Source organism: Holzapfeliella sp. JNUCC 72 (assembly GCF_053668685.1).
In genome coordinates this window covers 286,289-303,398 of sequence record NZ_CM132220.1, presented here as the reverse complement: position 1 = coordinate 303,398, position 17,110 = coordinate 286,289, and the positions used below count along the sequence as shown (strand labels likewise).

Annotated in this window: 15 protein-coding genes; 5 read left to right on the top strand and 10 right to left on the bottom strand. The window is 35.9% G+C overall.

From position 1 onward, the window contains the following. The first annotated feature begins 68 nt into the window (after window positions 1-68). Together JNUCC72_RS01385 and JNUCC72_RS01380 are read left to right on the top strand one after the other, a co-directional pair. Complete coding sequence (locus JNUCC72_RS01385) at window positions 69-743, top strand: response regulator transcription factor (RefSeq protein WP_454144167.1); 675 nt, start codon at window positions 69-71, stop codon at window positions 741-743. Between the two features lie 13 nt (window positions 744-756). Continuing rightward, window positions 757-1,827: a sensor histidine kinase gene (locus JNUCC72_RS01380; protein ID WP_454144164.1), complete on the top strand. Its 1,071-nt coding sequence runs from the start codon at window positions 757-759 to the stop codon at window positions 1,825-1,827. Window positions 1,828-1,846: 19 nt separating this feature from the next. Here the strand turns inward: JNUCC72_RS01380 and JNUCC72_RS01375 are convergent, their stop codons facing one another. Both JNUCC72_RS01375 and JNUCC72_RS01370 read right to left on the bottom strand, forming a co-directional pair. Next, the gene (locus tag JNUCC72_RS01375) at window positions 1,847-4,036 is read right to left on the bottom strand and encodes a copper-translocating P-type ATPase (RefSeq protein ID WP_454144162.1); all 2,190 of its coding nucleotides are present in this window, start codon (window positions 4,034-4,036) and stop codon (window positions 1,847-1,849) included. 149 nt (window positions 4,037-4,185) lie between these two features. Then, window positions 4,186-4,449 carry a phosphocarrier protein HPr gene (locus tag JNUCC72_RS01370; RefSeq protein WP_454144159.1) on the bottom strand — a complete coding sequence of 88 codons (264 nt, stop codon included), beginning with the start codon at window positions 4,447-4,449 and terminating at the stop codon, window positions 4,186-4,188. 256 nt (window positions 4,450-4,705) lie between these two features. Here JNUCC72_RS01370 and JNUCC72_RS01365 point away from each other — a divergent pair, with 256 nt between their 5' ends. Further along, window positions 4,706-6,871, top strand: a complete 2,166-nt coding sequence (locus JNUCC72_RS01365) for an ATP-dependent Clp protease ATP-binding subunit (RefSeq protein WP_454144157.1) — start codon at window positions 4,706-4,708, stop codon at window positions 6,869-6,871. A gap of 75 nt (window positions 6,872-6,946) precedes the next feature. Here JNUCC72_RS01365 and JNUCC72_RS01360 read toward each other — a convergent pair whose 3' ends face one another. Both JNUCC72_RS01360 and JNUCC72_RS01355 read right to left on the bottom strand, forming a co-directional pair. Then, window positions 6,947-8,536, bottom strand: a complete 1,590-nt coding sequence (locus JNUCC72_RS01360) for a peptide chain release factor 3 (protein WP_454144155.1) — start codon at window positions 8,534-8,536, stop codon at window positions 6,947-6,949. Window positions 8,537-8,599: 63 nt separating this feature from the next. Continuing rightward, window positions 8,600-9,958, bottom strand: coding sequence for a hemolysin family protein (locus JNUCC72_RS01355; protein WP_454144682.1), 1,359 nt, complete (start codon window positions 9,956-9,958; stop codon window positions 8,600-8,602). Between the two features lie 157 nt (window positions 9,959-10,115). Here JNUCC72_RS01355 and JNUCC72_RS01350 point away from each other — a divergent pair, with 157 nt between their 5' ends. After that, on the top strand, window positions 10,116-10,577 hold the full coding sequence (locus tag JNUCC72_RS01350) for a hypothetical protein (protein ID WP_454144153.1): 462 nt from the start codon (window positions 10,116-10,118) through the stop codon (window positions 10,575-10,577). On the opposite strand, the gene JNUCC72_RS01345 is transcribed toward JNUCC72_RS01350, so the two are convergent. From JNUCC72_RS01345 to recX, 4 genes are all read right to left on the bottom strand, one after another. Beyond that, window positions 10,567-11,073, bottom strand: a complete 507-nt coding sequence (locus JNUCC72_RS01345; RefSeq protein ID WP_454144151.1) for a hypothetical protein — start codon at window positions 11,071-11,073, stop codon at window positions 10,567-10,569. The two genes, JNUCC72_RS01350 and JNUCC72_RS01345, sit on opposite strands and share 11 nt — an antisense overlap. Window positions 11,074-11,093: 20 nt before the next feature. Next, window positions 11,094-11,921: a DNA/RNA non-specific endonuclease gene (locus tag JNUCC72_RS01340; RefSeq protein WP_454144149.1), complete on the bottom strand. Its 828-nt coding sequence runs from the start codon at window positions 11,919-11,921 to the stop codon at window positions 11,094-11,096. 71 nt (window positions 11,922-11,992) lie between these two features. Next, entirely contained in the window at window positions 11,993-12,562 is a 570-nt protein-coding gene (gene ntdP, locus JNUCC72_RS01335) for a nucleoside tri-diphosphate phosphatase (RefSeq protein ID WP_082618826.1), read from the bottom strand. 68 nt (window positions 12,563-12,630) lie between these two features. Next, window positions 12,631-13,446, bottom strand: coding sequence for a recombination regulator RecX (recX, locus tag JNUCC72_RS01330; protein WP_454144147.1), 816 nt, complete (start codon window positions 13,444-13,446; stop codon window positions 12,631-12,633). 78 nt (window positions 13,447-13,524) lie between these two features. On the opposite strand from recX, the gene rlmD reads away from it, so the two are divergent. Then, window positions 13,525-14,901 (top strand): 23S rRNA (uracil(1939)-C(5))-methyltransferase RlmD, encoded by a 1,377-nt coding sequence (gene rlmD, locus JNUCC72_RS01325; RefSeq protein ID WP_454144145.1) that lies wholly within the window; start codon window positions 13,525-13,527, stop codon window positions 14,899-14,901. Window positions 14,902-14,942: 41 nt separating this feature from the next. Here rlmD and JNUCC72_RS01320 read toward each other — a convergent pair whose 3' ends face one another. Both JNUCC72_RS01320 and JNUCC72_RS01315 read right to left on the bottom strand, forming a co-directional pair. Continuing rightward, window positions 14,943-15,929 carry an NAD(P)-dependent oxidoreductase gene (locus tag JNUCC72_RS01320; protein ID WP_454144143.1) on the bottom strand — a complete coding sequence of 329 codons (987 nt, stop codon included), beginning with the start codon at window positions 15,927-15,929 and terminating at the stop codon, window positions 14,943-14,945. Between the two features lie 2 nt (window positions 15,930-15,931). Further along, complete coding sequence (locus JNUCC72_RS01315; protein WP_454144141.1) at window positions 15,932-17,110, bottom strand: hydroxymethylglutaryl-CoA synthase; 1,179 nt, start codon at window positions 17,108-17,110, stop codon at window positions 15,932-15,934.

Sequence of the window (17,110 nt, the reverse complement as noted above, 5' to 3'; positions counted from 1 at the left end):
TATCCCGAAAAACGTTATAATTTGTTATCCTTAATAGTAACTAATTTAAATGACAAGGTGAATAACTTATGTACAAAATAATGATTGTTGAAGATGATCGCACTGTTAACACACTAATTGCTGAAGCCATTGAAAAGTGGCAAATGGAACCCATTATTGTCGATGACTTCAATGACGTAGAAGAACTCTTTTTACAAACCCAACCCCATTTAGTTTTGATGGATATCAACCTTCCTGTATACGATGGTTTTTACTGGAATCAGCGCATCAGGTTGCACTCTAAAATCCCGATTATCTTTATTTCTTCACGCAATACCAATATGGATATGGTAATGGCAATGAATATGGGGGCTGATGATTTTGTATCTAAACCGTTTTCAACTGACGTTTTAGTTGCCAAAATCAACGCCTTACTTCGTCGCACTTATAATTATAAAGATGATCACCAAGATATCATTTCATTGCATAATGTTACTTTAAATTTATCAAACTCCACTGTTAAAGTGAATGACCAAGACATTGATTTATCAAAAAATGAATATAAGCTTCTTCAAGTGTTAATGAATCAAAGTGGTCAAATTGTTTCAAGAGACCATTTATTGCGCAGTCTTTGGGAAGATGAACGCTTCGTAGATGATAATACATTGACGGTTAACATTAATCGCCTTCGTAAAAAAATCGAAGTGGCAGGTGGAAAAGACTTTATCAAAACGAAAGTCGGCCAAGGTTATATTATCGAATAGTTAGGAGATTAAGATGCTTTTTTTTAGATTTCTCAGGGATTATATTCCGTTTTTTCTGCTTTTCATCGTACTTATAACGATTATTAACTTTGTTCTTTGGTTAGATCCTACCCAAAGTATTCATTGGTTCAACCTCGTCTATCTAGATGCTGTTTGCTTTTTAGTCTTAAGCGGTTTTATTGGCCTTCTTTATTTCAAAAAACGTAAATTTCTTGCTGAATTAACTTTTCGAACCAAATATCCGCATAAAAGTTACAATCAAACCCTTAATAATGCCACTAGTCAAACTGAAAAAATTTATCAAGAAGCATATAACACATTAGTTGAATATGGTAAATCTGAAAATCTAAAGTTAATTAATCGCCAAAATGATCAAACAGAATATGTGGATTCTTGGGTTCATGAAATCAAAATTCCATTAGCTGCTTTACAATTGCTACAAGAAAATATTCAAACTCAAATCAATGAAAATAAAAATCGTCAAATCAAGACTGAAATTAGTCAGATTAGCCATTTAGTCGACCAAGTTCTTTACTACTCTCGTTTAGATAATTTTACACAGGATTATCTGATTCAACGTTACCGTCTTAAGAAAATAATCAATCAGGTGGCTTTAGAAAATATGACAACCTTTTTGGAAAAACATATCCAATTTGAAATCGAAGGTGATGATGCGCCTGTCTTGACTGATCAAAAATGGTTAGCCTATATTCTAGCCCAGCTATTCTCAAATGCTCTCAAGTATACTGCTGACCATGGAACTATCAAGGCAAAAATCATCCAAGATAAAAAAGTGACAATCCTACAAATCATTGATACTGGTGTTGGTATCCCCAAACAAGATATTTCCCGAATTTTTGACAAGGGATTCACAGGTGAAAACGGTCGTAAACAAGACAAAAAATCCACTGGTCTTGGCCTTTACTTAGCACAAAAGATGGCGCAAAAGTTAGGTCATGATTTAACAGTTAGTTCGACACCTGGCAAAGGAACTACTTTCTCCATCAAGTTCCCCTTCTTATCTTATTATAATGACGAAAACCAAGTTAATAATTTATCCTACAAAAAAAGAACAGTAGATTAATCTACTGTTCTTTTTTTATTTAGGCTTTAAATTTTAGAGTCATAGCATTAATTGCGACAATCACTGTTGATAATGACATCAAAATAGCGCCTACAGCTGGATTTAGCATGAAACCAAATGGTGCTAATACACCGGCTGCTAATGGTAATGCTAAGATGTTATAACCTGCACCCCACCATAAATTTTCAACCATTTTGCGCTTCGTTAACTTCGTTAAGTCAAATAAGGCTAATACTTTGTCTAATGATTGACTAGTCAACACAACATCCGCCGCATCAATTGCAACATCAGTTCCTGAACCGATTGCGACACCAATGTCAGCTGCTGCTAACGTTGGTGCATCATTAATACCATCCCCAATCATCATGACACGATGATTGTTTTGGTGTAGTTGATGAATGTAGTGTAACTTATCTTGTGGTAATAATTGCGCATGAACCTCACTAATTCCAAGCTGATCAGCAACTTTTTGAGCTGTTAATGCATTATCCCCCGTTAACATAACAGGTACAATATTTTGTGCTTTTAAATTCTCAATAAATGACTGTGCTTCAGGTTTGATTTTATCCCCTGCAGCAACTACCGCTAAAACTTGATGGTCATCAACTAAGTAAGAAACGGTTAATCCTTGAGAAGCCAGTTGTTGATATTGATCAGCATCAACCGCTAAGTTTTGTTGTTCTAAATAAGCTTTTGAAACAATCTTGTAGTCTTTGTCTGCGACAGTTCCTGACAAGCCCACACCTTTTATTGCACTAACTTCAGTTGGTGCTGGTACATGAATGTGGTGATCTTCAGCAAATTTTACAATACTTTTAGCAACTGGGTGACTAGATTGTGATTCCAACGCTGCTGCAATTGCAAGTGCGTCTTCTTTTGAAACATTTTGACTAAGACTTTCAAAATGAGCAACCTCAAACTTACCGTCTGTTAAAGTCCCAGTTTTGTCGAGTGCAATATAATCAATTTGAGAAGTTAATTCAATTACGTCACGATTTTTGATTAGTAGTCCATTAACGGCTGAAAGTGATGTAAAGCGAGCAGTTACAAGTGGAATTGCTAATCCTAAAGCGTGTGGACAAGCAATAACTAGCACTGTCACTAATACCAAGAAGGCATTTGATACTGTTCCAAAGAATAGCCAAGTAATAAACGCAATTAAGCCAACTGTTACAGCAGCATAAAATAACCAACCGGCAACTTTATCAGCCAATGTTTCAACCTTAGATTTATTTTGTTGCGCATCCATTACTAATTGTTTGATTTTTGAGAGGTAACCACTGTCACCAATACCGGTTACTTGCACCAAAATAGTGCCATCTTCATTGGTTGACCCACCAATTACGGTTTCCCCAGCAGCTTTCGCTACTGCTTTAGATTCACCAGTTACAAGGAATTCGTTAACTTGTGTCGTTCCTTTCGTGATAACACCGTCTGCTGGAATCGTTTCTCCTGCTTTTATCATAACCGTTTGATTTTCTTTAACTTCAGATAACAGTACTTCATGTGCGTGACCATTTTCATCGACTAATTGTGCTTTTTCAGGTAATAACTTCGATAAATTATCCAAAGCATTATTAGCCTGCATTGTAGCGTTCATTTCAATCCAGTGACCTGCAATCATAATGACAATTAATGTTGCCAGTTCAAAGAAAAAGTTCATCGTGTGTTGATGGAAGAACTCATTTGCAACAAACGAGTATAAACTATAGAAATAAGCGACACTAATTCCCATCGCAATCAACGTCATCATTGCCGGAGATTTATGCTTAATCTCATCTTTTGCACCTAATAAAAATGGCGCCCCACCATAAAAGTATAATATAGTAGATAAAATTAGCACCAGCCATTGCGACCCTGGAAATTCAAATTGGAAAAACAATGGCATATCCATCATTGGTGACAAGAAGACTACTGGTATCGCAAGAATTAACGAAATAATTAGTTTTTGTTTCAAATTGCCCATGTGCCCCATGCCATGACCGTGCATACTATGATCCATACCTTCATGTCCCATGTGAGAATGATCCACATGCATATGATCGTGATGTGACATATTTGAATGGTCCATCTCCATATGGTCATGATGCGCATGTTTGCTGTGATCCATATGTGACATTTGATCGTGATTCATAGTTGAGTGATCCATATGATCCATGTGCGAATGGTCCATATGGTGTTGATGATTATCGTGTTTTTGATTTTTCATCAATACTACCCCTTTCAAAATTTATCTCTTCACTGGTAGTATATCACTTAGCTAACTTTTTGTAAGTACCTATTTAATTTTGGGCAAAAAAAAAGCACCAATATAACTATTGATACTAAAATAACCGCTTGGCTATTAAAAATTATGTCTTAAACAAGACCTTCTTTTTTCATTGTGTCGTCAATTGCATCTAAAGCTGCAGAAGCATCATCGCCATCAACGCTTACAATAACGTCAGATCCTTGTCCAACACCTAAAGACATCACACCCATGATTGATTTTAAATCAACGGTTTTGCCTTGGTATTCTAATGTAGATTTTGAATCGAACTTACTAGCTGTCTGAACTAGTAATGTAGCTGGACGTGCATGAATTCCGGTTTCGGATGTAATGTGATAGTCGCGTTTTTCCATGTCTATCTATCTCCTTTTAAATAAAAATGGACTGAAGAATTAAGTCTTCTCCTACAATTAAAGATTATCATTTTTTAGATTAAATAACAATAAGTATATTCCCATTATAGACGCTTGTCTTCACATTTTTAATTATTTTTTGTAAGTTAATTGGGTTTTAGCACTTGAAATATAAGAGTGCTAAAAGTATAATGTACATATTCCTTTTGAAAGTCAAATTCACTTTCAAATTTTTTGCAGAAAGGTGTGACTTTATATGGTTTGTCAAAACTGTCATCAAAATGATGCTACAATCCATCTTTATACAAGTGTTAATGGTAGCCGCAAGGAGTTAAACCTTTGCCAAAACTGTTATCAACAAATTAAAAATCAACAAAACAGTTCTGAATTCTTCAATTCAAAACAAGATAATAATAACGATAACATCTTTGGCTTTTCAAATTTTGACGATTTATTCGCTCAACTTAGCCAAGATAACCCTAACCAAAAACAACGCGCTAAAAATAATGGCGGTAATAATGATGATAACACCTTGCTTGGACAATTTGGTGTTAACCTCACTGAATTAGCTAAAAAAGGCAAAATCGATCCTGTTATTGGCCGTGATAAGGAAGTTGCTCGTGTTATCGAAGTCCTAAACCGTAGAACCAAGAATAACCCGGTTCTAATTGGTGAAGCGGGTGTTGGTAAAACAGCAGTTGTTGAAGGCCTTGCCCAACAAATTGCAGATGGTGCTGTGCCTTCTAAACTTCAAAATCGCAAAGTTGTTCGTTTAGACGTGGTTTCTCTTGTTCAAGGCACTAGCATGCGTGGACAATTTGAACAACGTATGCAACAACTCATGGATGAGTTAAAACAAGATCCAGATATTATCTTATTCATTGACGAAATCCATGAAATCGTTGGAGCAGGTAATGCTGATGGCGGTATGGATGCTGGTAACGTCTTAAAACCTGCTCTTGCTCGTGGTGAAATTCAATTAGTTGGTGCGACAACTTTTAGTGAGTACCGCACAATTGAAAAAGATGCCGCTCTTGCTCGTCGCTTCCAACCTATTCAAGTCAAAGAACCTAGCGTTGATGAAACTGTGAAAATTTTGCATGGTCTTCAAAAGAAATATGAAGATTACCATCACGTTAAATATGATGAAAAAGCAATTACAGCAGCAGCTAACCTATCTAACCGCTACATCCAAGACCGCTTCTTACCAGATAAAGCGATTGACCTACTTGATGAAGCTGGTTCTCGTATGAACTTAACTATCCCAGCTGTTGATACTCATACACTCAAAAAACGTATTGATGAAGCTGAAAAATTAAAACAAGATGCACTAAAACAAGAAGATTACGAAAAAGCGGCTTATTACCGCGATCAAATCGAAAAATATCAAAAAATGAATGAAAGTAATTCTGAAGATCCTGACAAGATGCCTGTTATTTCTGAAAAAATCATTGAAAAGATTATTGAAGAAAAAACAAACATTCCTGTTGGCGATTTAAAAGAACAAGAACAATCTCAACTTATTCATCTGGCTGATGACTTAAAAGAACATGTTATCGGTCAAGATAAAGCGGTTTCTGAAGTTGCTCGTGCTATCCGCCGTAACCGTGTTGGGTTCAACAAATCTGGTCGCCCTATTGGTTCCTTCATGTTTGTTGGCCCGACAGGTGTTGGTAAGACAGAACTAGCTAAGCAACTAGCTAAACAATTGTTTGGAACAAAAGATTCAATGATTCGTTTTGACATGTCTGAATACATGGAAAAACAAGCTGTTTCAAAACTTATCGGTTCTGCTCCAGGTTACGTTGGCTACGAGGAAGCTGGTCAATTAACTGAAAAAGTTCGTCGAAACCCTTATAGCTTAATTTTACTAGATGAAATCGAAAAAGCTCATCCAGATGTCTTGCATATGTTCTTGCAAATTCTAGATGATGGTCGTCTAACTGATTCACAAGGACGTACGGTTTCTTTCAAAGACACAATCATCATTATGACTTCTAATGCTGGTCAAGCTGTGCAAGAAGCTAGCGTTGGGTTCAGCGCAACAATGAATGACGAAAACCATTCGGTTATCAACCGTCTTTCAGACTACTTCCAACCTGAATTCTTAAATAGATTTGATGATATCGTAGAATTCAAACGTTTACCTAAGGAAAGCCTAATTAAGATTGTTAGTCTAATGATTGATGATACTAATGACATGATTAAAGATAAAGGTCTTTCAATCCACGTGACTGAGCCAGCTAAAGAAAAATTAGTTGATTTAGGTTACAATCCTGCTATGGGGGCACGTCCACTTCGTCGTGTTATCCAAGAAATGATTGAAGACAAAGTAGCCGACTACTACTTAGAACACCCTCAAGACAAACAACTTGAAGCACGTGTTGAAAATGACGAAATCAAAGTCACAAAAGCAAATTAATATTACCTCAACAAAATAAAACAGACAGACAAAAAAGACACTAGCATAATTGCTAGTGTCTTTTTATTTAGAGTCTTAAACTTCTTTTTCATTAAATCCTGCTTCAAGTTCAACATCAGGATACTTATCATGGAACCAACGCATTGCAAAATCATTTTCAAATAAGAACAATGGTTGGTCAAAACGGTCTTTAACTAATAAGTTACGTGAAGATGACATACTTGGATCAAGTTGTTCTGGTTTAATCCAACGAGCTGTTCTTGAACCAATTGGGGTCATCACAACTTCAGAATTATATTCATTCTTCATACGATATGAGAACACTTCAAATTGCAATTGACCCACTGCACCTAGAATATATTCATTAGTTTGATAGTTACGGTAAAGTTGGACCGCACCTTCTTGAACTAATTGTTTCATTCCTTTGTGGAATGATTTTTGCTTCATCACATTTTTTGAAGTAACTTGCATAAATAATTCGGGCGTAAATTCTGGTAGTTTTGGATATTCAATCTTAGCTTTACCTGAATAAATACTGTCACCAATTTGGAAGTTACCTGTATCATATAACCCAACAATATCACCTGCAACAGAAGTTTCGACTTGTTCACGTTCACTTGACATGAATTCAGTTGCATTATTCAAGCGGATTTTTTGGCCAGTTCTTGCCAATGTGATATCCATTCCTTTGTGGAATTCACCTGACTTGATACGCACAAACGCAATACGGTCACGGTGAGCTGGGTTCATATTAGCTTGGATTTTGAAAACAAATCCTGAGAATGTTTCATCACTTGCTGCAATTGTTTTTTCGCCATCATTCACTTCTGAACTTTCAGGAGCTGGTGCATATTGCAAGAATTGATTCAAGAAGCTTTCCACACCGAAGTTAGTCAACGCTGAACCAAAGAACACTGGTGTTTGTTTCCCAGCTAGTACTTTTTCTTCATCGAATTGGTTACCTGCTTCGAGTAATAAAGAGACGTCTTCCATTGTTTGTTGGTAAATTGATTCTTCTTTTAGTGGGTGATCACCTTCTAATTCACCTTCACTATCCAACTTCAAGAAACGGTCTTGCCCCTCTTCTGGACGATAGAGTTCAATATGATGTTCACCAATATCATAAAGCCCACGTAATCCTTTACCCATACCGATAGGCCAGTTCATTGGGTAACCTTCAATGTTCAGTAATTCTTCTAATTCTGTAATTAAGTCAAGCGGTTCACGACCATCACGGTCCAACTTGTTGATAAAGGTGAAAATTGGAATACCACGTTGTTTAACAACTTTAAATAGTTTTTTAGTTTGCGGTTCAATACCTTTAGCAGAGTCGATTACCATCACGGCAGCATCAACAGCCATCAAAGTACGATAAGTATCTTCAGAGAAATCCTCATGCCCTGGGGTATCCAAAATATTAACGTGTTTACCTTCATAATCGAATTGTAAAACCGAACTCGTTACACTAATCCCACGTTGCTTTTCGATTTCCATCCAGTCACTAGTAGCGAAACTGCCAGATTTTTTAGCCTTAACTGTTCCGGCTTTACGAATAACGCCACCTTGTAGTAAAAGTTGTTCGGTAATTGTTGTTTTCCCTGCATCGGGGTGAGAAATAATGGCAAAGGTTCTTCTTCTATTAACTTGTTGCTTTAAATTATCCAAATTTGTCATCCTTATCATATTCTTTATTACACACAAAGACATCGACCAAAGTCGATGTCAATTTTAATCATTATCTTCTTCATTAGTTGACTCGTCTTTTTCTAACAATTCTTTTGGAATATCCAATGTTAGATTTTCTAAACGAGAACCTTTAACTTTTCCAGTTGTTAGCTTCATCCCATTGTCTAAAGTAACTTTATGATGTTCACCATTAGATGGAATCATCCCAAGTTCTGTAATCACATAACCGGCAATTGTATCCACATCATTTGCTTCAATATCAGTATCAAACTGTTCATTGAAGTCATAGATTGGCATTTTACCTGCTAGTACATACTGTGTATCAGACATCTTAGTAAACAATGTTTCTTGACGGTCAGTTTCATCATCAATGTCACCAACAATTTCTTCAAGTAAGTCTTCAATTGTGGCTAACCCAACAACTCCACCGTATTCATCAAGTAAAATTGCCATTTGCATTTGTGTCTTTTGCATTTCAAGCAATAATTCATCAATGGTAATGGTTTCTGGTACAAACATTGGTTCAGTCATGGCATCTTCGATTTTTAGATTCTCAAATCCAACTTCTTTAGCCATTTTTAAGATGGTTTTGATATGGATAATTCCGATGATTTTATCTTTGTCATCTCGATAAACAGGAATTCTTGAAAACGGTTGTTTCATAATAGCATCTAAATTTTGTTCTGTGCCGTCATCAATATCAATCATAAATGAGTCAGTTCTTGGAACCATCACTTCACGTGCCATCTTATCATTGAAAGAAATAATTCCTTCTAACATGTGGTATTCATCTAACCCAATAACACCATTTTTACGTGAATTTTCAATCAATGTTTGCATTTCATCACGTGACATTCTTTCATCTTTTTGTGTAAAGTCGATAGGTACAATCTTCATTAGTAAACCTGTTGATGCAGAAATCAACCACACAAATGGTTTTAAAACAAATCCAAATACTTTAACGAACCCAATTGTTGCCTTACATACCGCTTCAGGTCTTGCAATCGCAATTTGTTTAGGGAATAATTCACCAAAAACTAACGATACGTAAGAAATAATAATTGTTATTAAAATAACTGAAATATTGTTTCCCCAACTCAAGCCTCCAAAAAACGGCTCGATATACTGAACTAAACTATCAGCAGCTGTCGCTGATGAGAAGAATCCAGCAAAAGTAATTGCAACCTGAATCGTTGCAAGATAATCGGTTGATTCATTCATTACCGCCAATATTTTTTTAGCTGATCGGCTACCTTCTTCTGCCTCAGTTTCCATTTTGTTACGGTTAACTGAAACAATTGCCATTTCTGCTGCCGCAAAAAAGGCATTAATTATAGTTAAAACAACGATCAGGGCTAATTGGATTAATAACGAACTAAAACTCCCCGGGTCACCACTCATATTCAAACTTCACTCTCTTTCAAAATAAAAAAATTTATATTAATTTATATTATATCACATCATTAAAACACACAATGGTTTGAGCTAAATAATTCCATTTACCTTTTGACCAAAAAAAGGTACGATAAAGTAAATTACGCTAAAAGGATGTCGACATATGAAAAAATACCGTGTGTTTTTTGTCTTCTTATTTCTATTATTCATACCTTACATCTGCAGTCTAGCTTTAATTGCAACTGCTTATAATGCTTTGGTTTTACATGCTGATGATATTTTCAGAACACTAATTGGTGCGCTAACTGGTGGCTTCATTTTATACGCTATGAAAGCAACTATTCAGCGTCCACTTGACTTAATCGGCGATCAAATTAGACAACCATTTTTAAAACAATTCGTCCGCTTTTTTAGCATTCAAAGACGTTTTAAATTCAAAATTGCAAATCTGATTTTAGATATTGTCATGAGTGGGATTGCAACTGTCTTAATTCGCGTATTAGTTGATAAAAGCATTATTATGAATCAGCTTGCGGGTTTCTTTTTAATTATTATGTTCTTTTCAACAGCTTTAGGTGCGTACGTTGAATACGACCATTTATCAGTTGATTCACCTAGTCATTAACGTTATCAATCACGTTACCTAGGTAAACTGAGGTTGATTTTGTTAATCCTTGAGTTGCATCCCCTACATAACTTTGTAAAAAGTAAGGATGTTCACTCAATCCAAGGTTAGCAGGTATTTCGATACCTGCTTTTTTTGCGCTGTCAAAAGCTTGTGTTAATTCAAAGCTTAATGGTGTATGGAATTGATAATCAGCAATTTCTTGGCTCATTGTTGCAACGGTTGATTCAGGTAAGTCATAACTCATTAACCCTTTAGGCAATTCAGCTAACTCTCCTTCATAAACAAGTCCTTGCCAGTACATATAATTTTCTGGACCAAACACGATTAGACTTGAACGGTTTTTGGCTAATTGGTTCGTTTCATCTAGTTGATTAAGCACTTGGCTATCTTCTAGTTCTTGAAACTGACTGTAAAAGCTACCATTTGCTTCAAGCATTGATGGCATTGCCACTTTACCGATAAATTTTAGTTGTTTTTGTTGTTGTTTTTCCATTTGTTAAAACTCCTTTTTAATTAGTTCTTCAAAGCACCTGTTTGATAATCAATTGTATAGCCTTCTTGAACGTTGAAAATGTAAATATTAAATTGAATCTCTTTATCTTCAACAGATTCAGCACGCATCCACATTCCACGAGCTACTTTTTCATCGCCACGATAAACGGGTTGAACGTAGTACAAGATGTGGTGACCTGTTGATCTTAAATATTGCGCCATTTTATTTTCGTAGAAAGTCATCCCTGGATCATTTAATGAACGCGTTCCTGTCATTAAATTATTCAAATTATTATTTTGTCCTGTGAATTGGTAACCAATCAAGTGCGCACGATTATACAACCAGCCTTCTTTACCATTGATTGTAATTCGCTTATTAATATAACCTGTCGGATTTACTGTTAATCGTTCTCTTTGCTCAGTTGGCATCAATGATTTATGTAACATGGCCGTTGCATATGTTGCACGTTTTAGGTTATCTAATGGGGCATAATATTGAAATGGTTTTTGGGCCAACTCTTCTGTTGTGAATCCTGGATTATTGTCATCAACAGCAATAATTTGTGTCCCATTATAAGATAATTGCGCTAATTCTTGTGCTTTTTGTGTAGTTGAAGCAGACTGTTGAGTCTGATATTGACTGTTAGTATTTTGTGACTCTGAACTGCTACTTTGTGACGACTGCTTTGAACTACTTTGCTTACTTGAAGATTGTAAGCTTGAGTTTTGCTGACTTTGCTGTGTTTGATTTTGGTTTTTGTCCTTATTTGTACCAAAGAAAGCAAAGAAAATAATAAGTGCAGCAACAATTACAGTAACTAATACCTTTTGCTGATTTTGATTTTTCATAACGGCATAAAACATCCTTATCTATTTTTATTTTTAACGCAAAAAAGGCACCGGCCGGGTGCCCTTAGCGACTATATCTTATTCTTTGAGTTACGTGACTTTTTATTGTTCTTTGGTACTAGTTCATGATAACGCTTATACCAAATATCCACATAGTCTTTTGAAAAAGGACCTTTTTGTTCATTAATCCAGTCAATTAGCTCATGCGTACTATGACGTAAAATACGATCTATCTCTTCAGGATAGTTCCATTTTTCAGCATGTGCTGCATACTCATCAACGTCTAGTAAACGCTTTTCGCCATCTGGAAAAATCTTGATATCCAGGTCATAATCTATATATTTTAGGGCTTCTTTATCTAAAACAAATGGACTAGCCAAATTACAATAATAAGCAACACCTGTATCACGGATCATTGCCACGATATTAAACCAATAATGCTTGTGAAAATAAACCAGTGCGGGTTCGCGAGTTACCCAACGACGACCATCAGATTCTGTTACCAATGTGTGATCGTTACACCCGATAATCGAGTGTTCACTTGTTTTAAGCACCATTGTATCACGCCATGTTCGGTGAAAACTCCCATCATGTTTATAACTTTGAATTGCAATATAGTCACCTTCCTTAGGAAGCTGCATGTTCATCCCATCTTTCAAAGTTATTTTAACACTTCAAGTATATCAAATAACAGCACAAATGACGACAGTTAATATTGTGCAAGTTCGTCTAAATCAATGATTTCACCCGCTAAGAATTGGTCAACTTGCTCAAAGGTAAATCCTTTAGTCACTAGGAATCGTTTGATCTTTTGGTGACGTTCAAACTCTGGATAGCGACGAAACTTTTTGTAAGCTTTAATCCCTTGACTGGTCAACGCGTTTAGCTGATCATCTTCACTACTTTCAACTACTATTGTCTGCATCAGCTGTGTAATAATGTCACCCGTAAATCCTCGTGCCATCAATTTTTGCCTAATCTTAGTCTCGATTTGGCGAACAGATTGTTTTTCAGTTTGACGCAATAAACTTGAAATAGTTCGCATTGCAACTTGTTCCCAATCTTCAAAGCTTACTTCTGCTAGTTTTTGATCAGATATGGCTGAGCTGACACCTTTTTGATTAAGTTTTTGCGTAATCTTGTAGGGGCCGTCTTTTTTCAAACGCAAGCTTTCCGTGATGAAGGCTTTGGCATACATTCTATCATCTAAATAGCCCATTTCTTGTAACCGTGTCACAACTTGTTGACTAATATCTTCTGTGTATTCTTTTTTTGCTAAGTATTGTTCAATTTCTGCAACACTTCGCATTTTGTAACTTAAAAAGTTGAGTGCTGCTTGTTCTGCTTTTGAGTAAACTTGTGCTGATTTAATCGTTTCAACTTGTTCTTTGGTTAATTCTTTATCTTTTGCTAATTCAAATTGAATTAAAACTTGCTCAGTTACAGAAAAAGCATATTTTTCATCTAAAAAAATGTTATAATATCCAGGTCGTTTTTGTGTTGAGATTTTAGTAATGGTTGGCATGAGTGATTATCCTTTCATTAACTTTAATCTGACAATATAAAACTAGTCTATTGTAGAAAAGAAAGTTTTAGGTGAATTATGAGAACAATTAAAAATAATAATACTTTAGTCGGTAAAGAAGCAATGATTACCATCAAACGTATGGGAATCAATGGTGAAGGGATCGGGTTTTACAAGAAAAAAATCATTTTTGTACCCCAAGCAATTACTGACGAAATCGTGATTGTAAAAATCACAGAAGAAAAACGTAATTACCTTCGTGGTGAATTAATTCGAGTAAAAGAAAAAAGTCCAAACCGTGTTGATTTTCCAAAAGGTGTTAACCCAGCTGTTGGTGGTCTTGAACTTGCCCACTTAAATTACGCAAGCCAATTGGATTTTAAACTTGATGTTTTTCGTCAAGCACTTGAAAAATACAGTCCTGAGGGTTACACCCAATATGACCTTAGACCCACAATTGGTTCTAAGCAAGAATGGCATTACCGTACCAAAGCCCAATATCAACTTGGTTTTGAAAAAGGAAAAGTGCTAGCTGGACTTTATCAAGCAAACTCACATGATTTAGTTGACTTACCTGCAATGCCCACTCAAAGTGAATTATCACAAGATACTGTTCGAAAAATAGTGAAACTGATTGAAGAACTTTCGATTTTTATTTATAATCCTCGTAATAAAAAGCCCGGAATTAAGACACTAGCGGTAAGAAACTCATACGCTACTAAAGAAGTCCAAGTGACTTTCATTACATCACAAGCTCATATTAAAGGGCTTGATAAACTAGCTGATAAAGTGGCTAAACTGCCTAATGTGGTATCTGTTATGCAAAACATCAACGATCAAGATACTTCACTGGTTTGGGGTAAAGAAACAACCTTGTTAAAAGGAAAACGCACTATCACTGAAAAAATTAAAGATAAAGAATTTATCTTATCACCTCAAGCTTTCTTCCAGCTAAACCCACCACAAACAGAAGTATTATATGACCACGCACTTAAGGCTCTTGATCTAAATGAAGATGATGTGCTTGTTGATGCTTATAGTGGTGTTGGAACATTAGGTATTAGTGCTGCTGATAAAGTTAAACGTGTTTATGGAATGGAAATCATCAAAGATGCCGTTAAAGATGCCAACTACAATGTTGAGTTAAATAACTTAGATAACGTGAGTTACCAAACAGGTAAGGCCGAAGCTATTTTACCACATATGGTTAAACGTGGAACCTTCTTTAACAGCTTGATTGTTGACCCTCCTCGTAGTGGATTATCACAAGATGTTTTACAGGCCATCTTAAAGGTAAAACCTCAAAAATTTGTTTACATCTCATGTAACGCTTCAACACTAGCTAAAGACCTCATCACATTAACTCGTGAATACAAAGTGGAATTCATTCAATCAATTGATATGTTCCCACAAACACCTAAAGTCGAAGCTGTTGTTAAATTAATCAAGAAATAATAAAAAGCTTTCAGTCTTAACTGAAAGCTTTTTTCTTTGTCTTAAAATTTAACTTCGTTTTCTGGGTTTTGACCTTGTGAAAATTCATAAGCACTATCAAGTGATTGATGAACCATATTTTGGACTGCAATATCAGTATGATAAGCAATATGAGGTGTCAAAATAACGTTATCCATTGCTTTAAGTGCTTGATATTGAGGGTCTTGATTATCATGACCTTCAGCCATTGCCTTACCTAATTCATCTTCATTTTCAAATGTATCCAGTGCAACACCAGCTAAACGGCCTTCTTTTAGTGCGTTAATTAAAGCACGTGTTTCAACAATCATTCCTCTAGCCGCATTCACTAAGTAAGCTGTTGGCTTCATTAAGCTCATGTTACGTTCATTGATTAAGTGTTCAGTTGCTGGCATCCCTGGTAAATGAAGTGTCACAACATCAACTTGTTTCAATAAATCATCTAAGTCGTCAACGTAATCAATACCAGGTTGATGGAAAGCAGGATCATAAGCGATTACCTTTGCTCCCATACCTTGAAGGATATCAACAACACGTTTTCCAATGCGACCAGTTCCAACAACACCAACTGTTTGAGCTGATAATTCTTTACCAACTAATGCAACAGCTTCTTTAAGTTTGCCATCTTCAACGTATTGGATAACTTCTTTAGCTTGTCTAAGCAATTGCATCATACTTAAGACAGCAAATTCTGCAATCGCATTTGGTGAATAGGCAGGAACATTTGAGATGCGGACGTTGTTTGCTTTAGCAGCTTCTTTGTCTACATTTTCTGTCCCAACATTTCTTAGTGACAAACTTTTGATTCCCATTTGTCCCATTTTATCAAATACTTCTTTTGGATAGGCCTGTGTTTGTAACGCCACAATGCCGTCGGCACCTTCAGCTTGTTCAACTGTTTGGGCAGTTAAAATTTCAGTTGTGGTTTTAACTTGAATATTATTCTTTTGGCTCCAAGAAGTAACATATTCTTTTTCTTCTGGGCGCATACCGTAAAACATAAACATCATGATTAAGCTCCTTTAACTTTATACTGTCTTAAATGATCTTTGACTCCTGCAAAATAAACTTCACCATCAGAAACGACTGCTTCGGGAGTAAGTTCATAGTCATCTGTTCGGATTTTGCCACATTCAGTATAAATAGCTTCATACTCATCAATTGATAATAATTGTCTTGAGGTTAAAAATTGCGCCATCTTATTAGCTTGCAATTCATTTTGATAGCCTTCTACTAAGCGCCCTGCATAAAACTCCGCTACAGAACCCGAACCATAACTATAAAATCCAACTAAATCACCCGAGTTTAAGTTACCCTGATGTAATAAGCTTACCAAACTTAAGTACAATGAACCAGTATAAAGGTTCCCAATCTGACGACAATATTTGGCGCTTTCTTCAAAATGACGTGATAATCTTGCTTGAGTAGCCTCATCTTGTCCTTCTAATGCCACACGCTGTGCTTTGATTCCCATTTTTGTAAATGGTAAGTGATAAGTTAGAGCTTCAAAGTCTGCAACTTTTAAACCTGTTTGTTTGAGATAGTCATTGAAAGTGTGGGTGAAAAATTCTAAATATTTTTCTGTTGAATATTTGCCATCCACAAAAGCTGTTGCACTATAATTTGGACGCCAAAAATCATTAACATCATCGCTATATGAAGCAGATTGAGGTAAAAATTCAACAATTCGTGGTTGTTCACTAATTAACATTGCAACTGCACCTGCACCTTGTGTGACTTCTCCCCCAGTGTTTAATCCATAGCGTGAAATATCTGACGCAATCACTAGTGCTGTTTTTCCAGGATGAGATTTCACATAGTCCTGTGCCATCATGATACCAGCTGTTGCTCCAAAACAGGCCTCTTTAACTTCAAAAGAGCGCATATGATTAGGCAAGTTTAAAATTGATTTGATAAATAGCGCCGAAGCTTTTGACTGGTCAATCCCACTTTCTGTTCCGACAACTAACAATCCAATTTGATTTACATCCACTTTTGACAAAAATATGCGTGCTGCATTGGCACCCATTGAAACGATATCAGTTGTTGGATTAGGTACGGCCATTTGGTCTTGTCCAATTCCAATTGTAAATTTATCTGGATCAACTTGACGTCTCTTGGCTAATTCGGTTGTTTCAATATATTGTGCTGGCGTATAAACGCCGATTTGGTCAATTCCAACAGTTGTCAT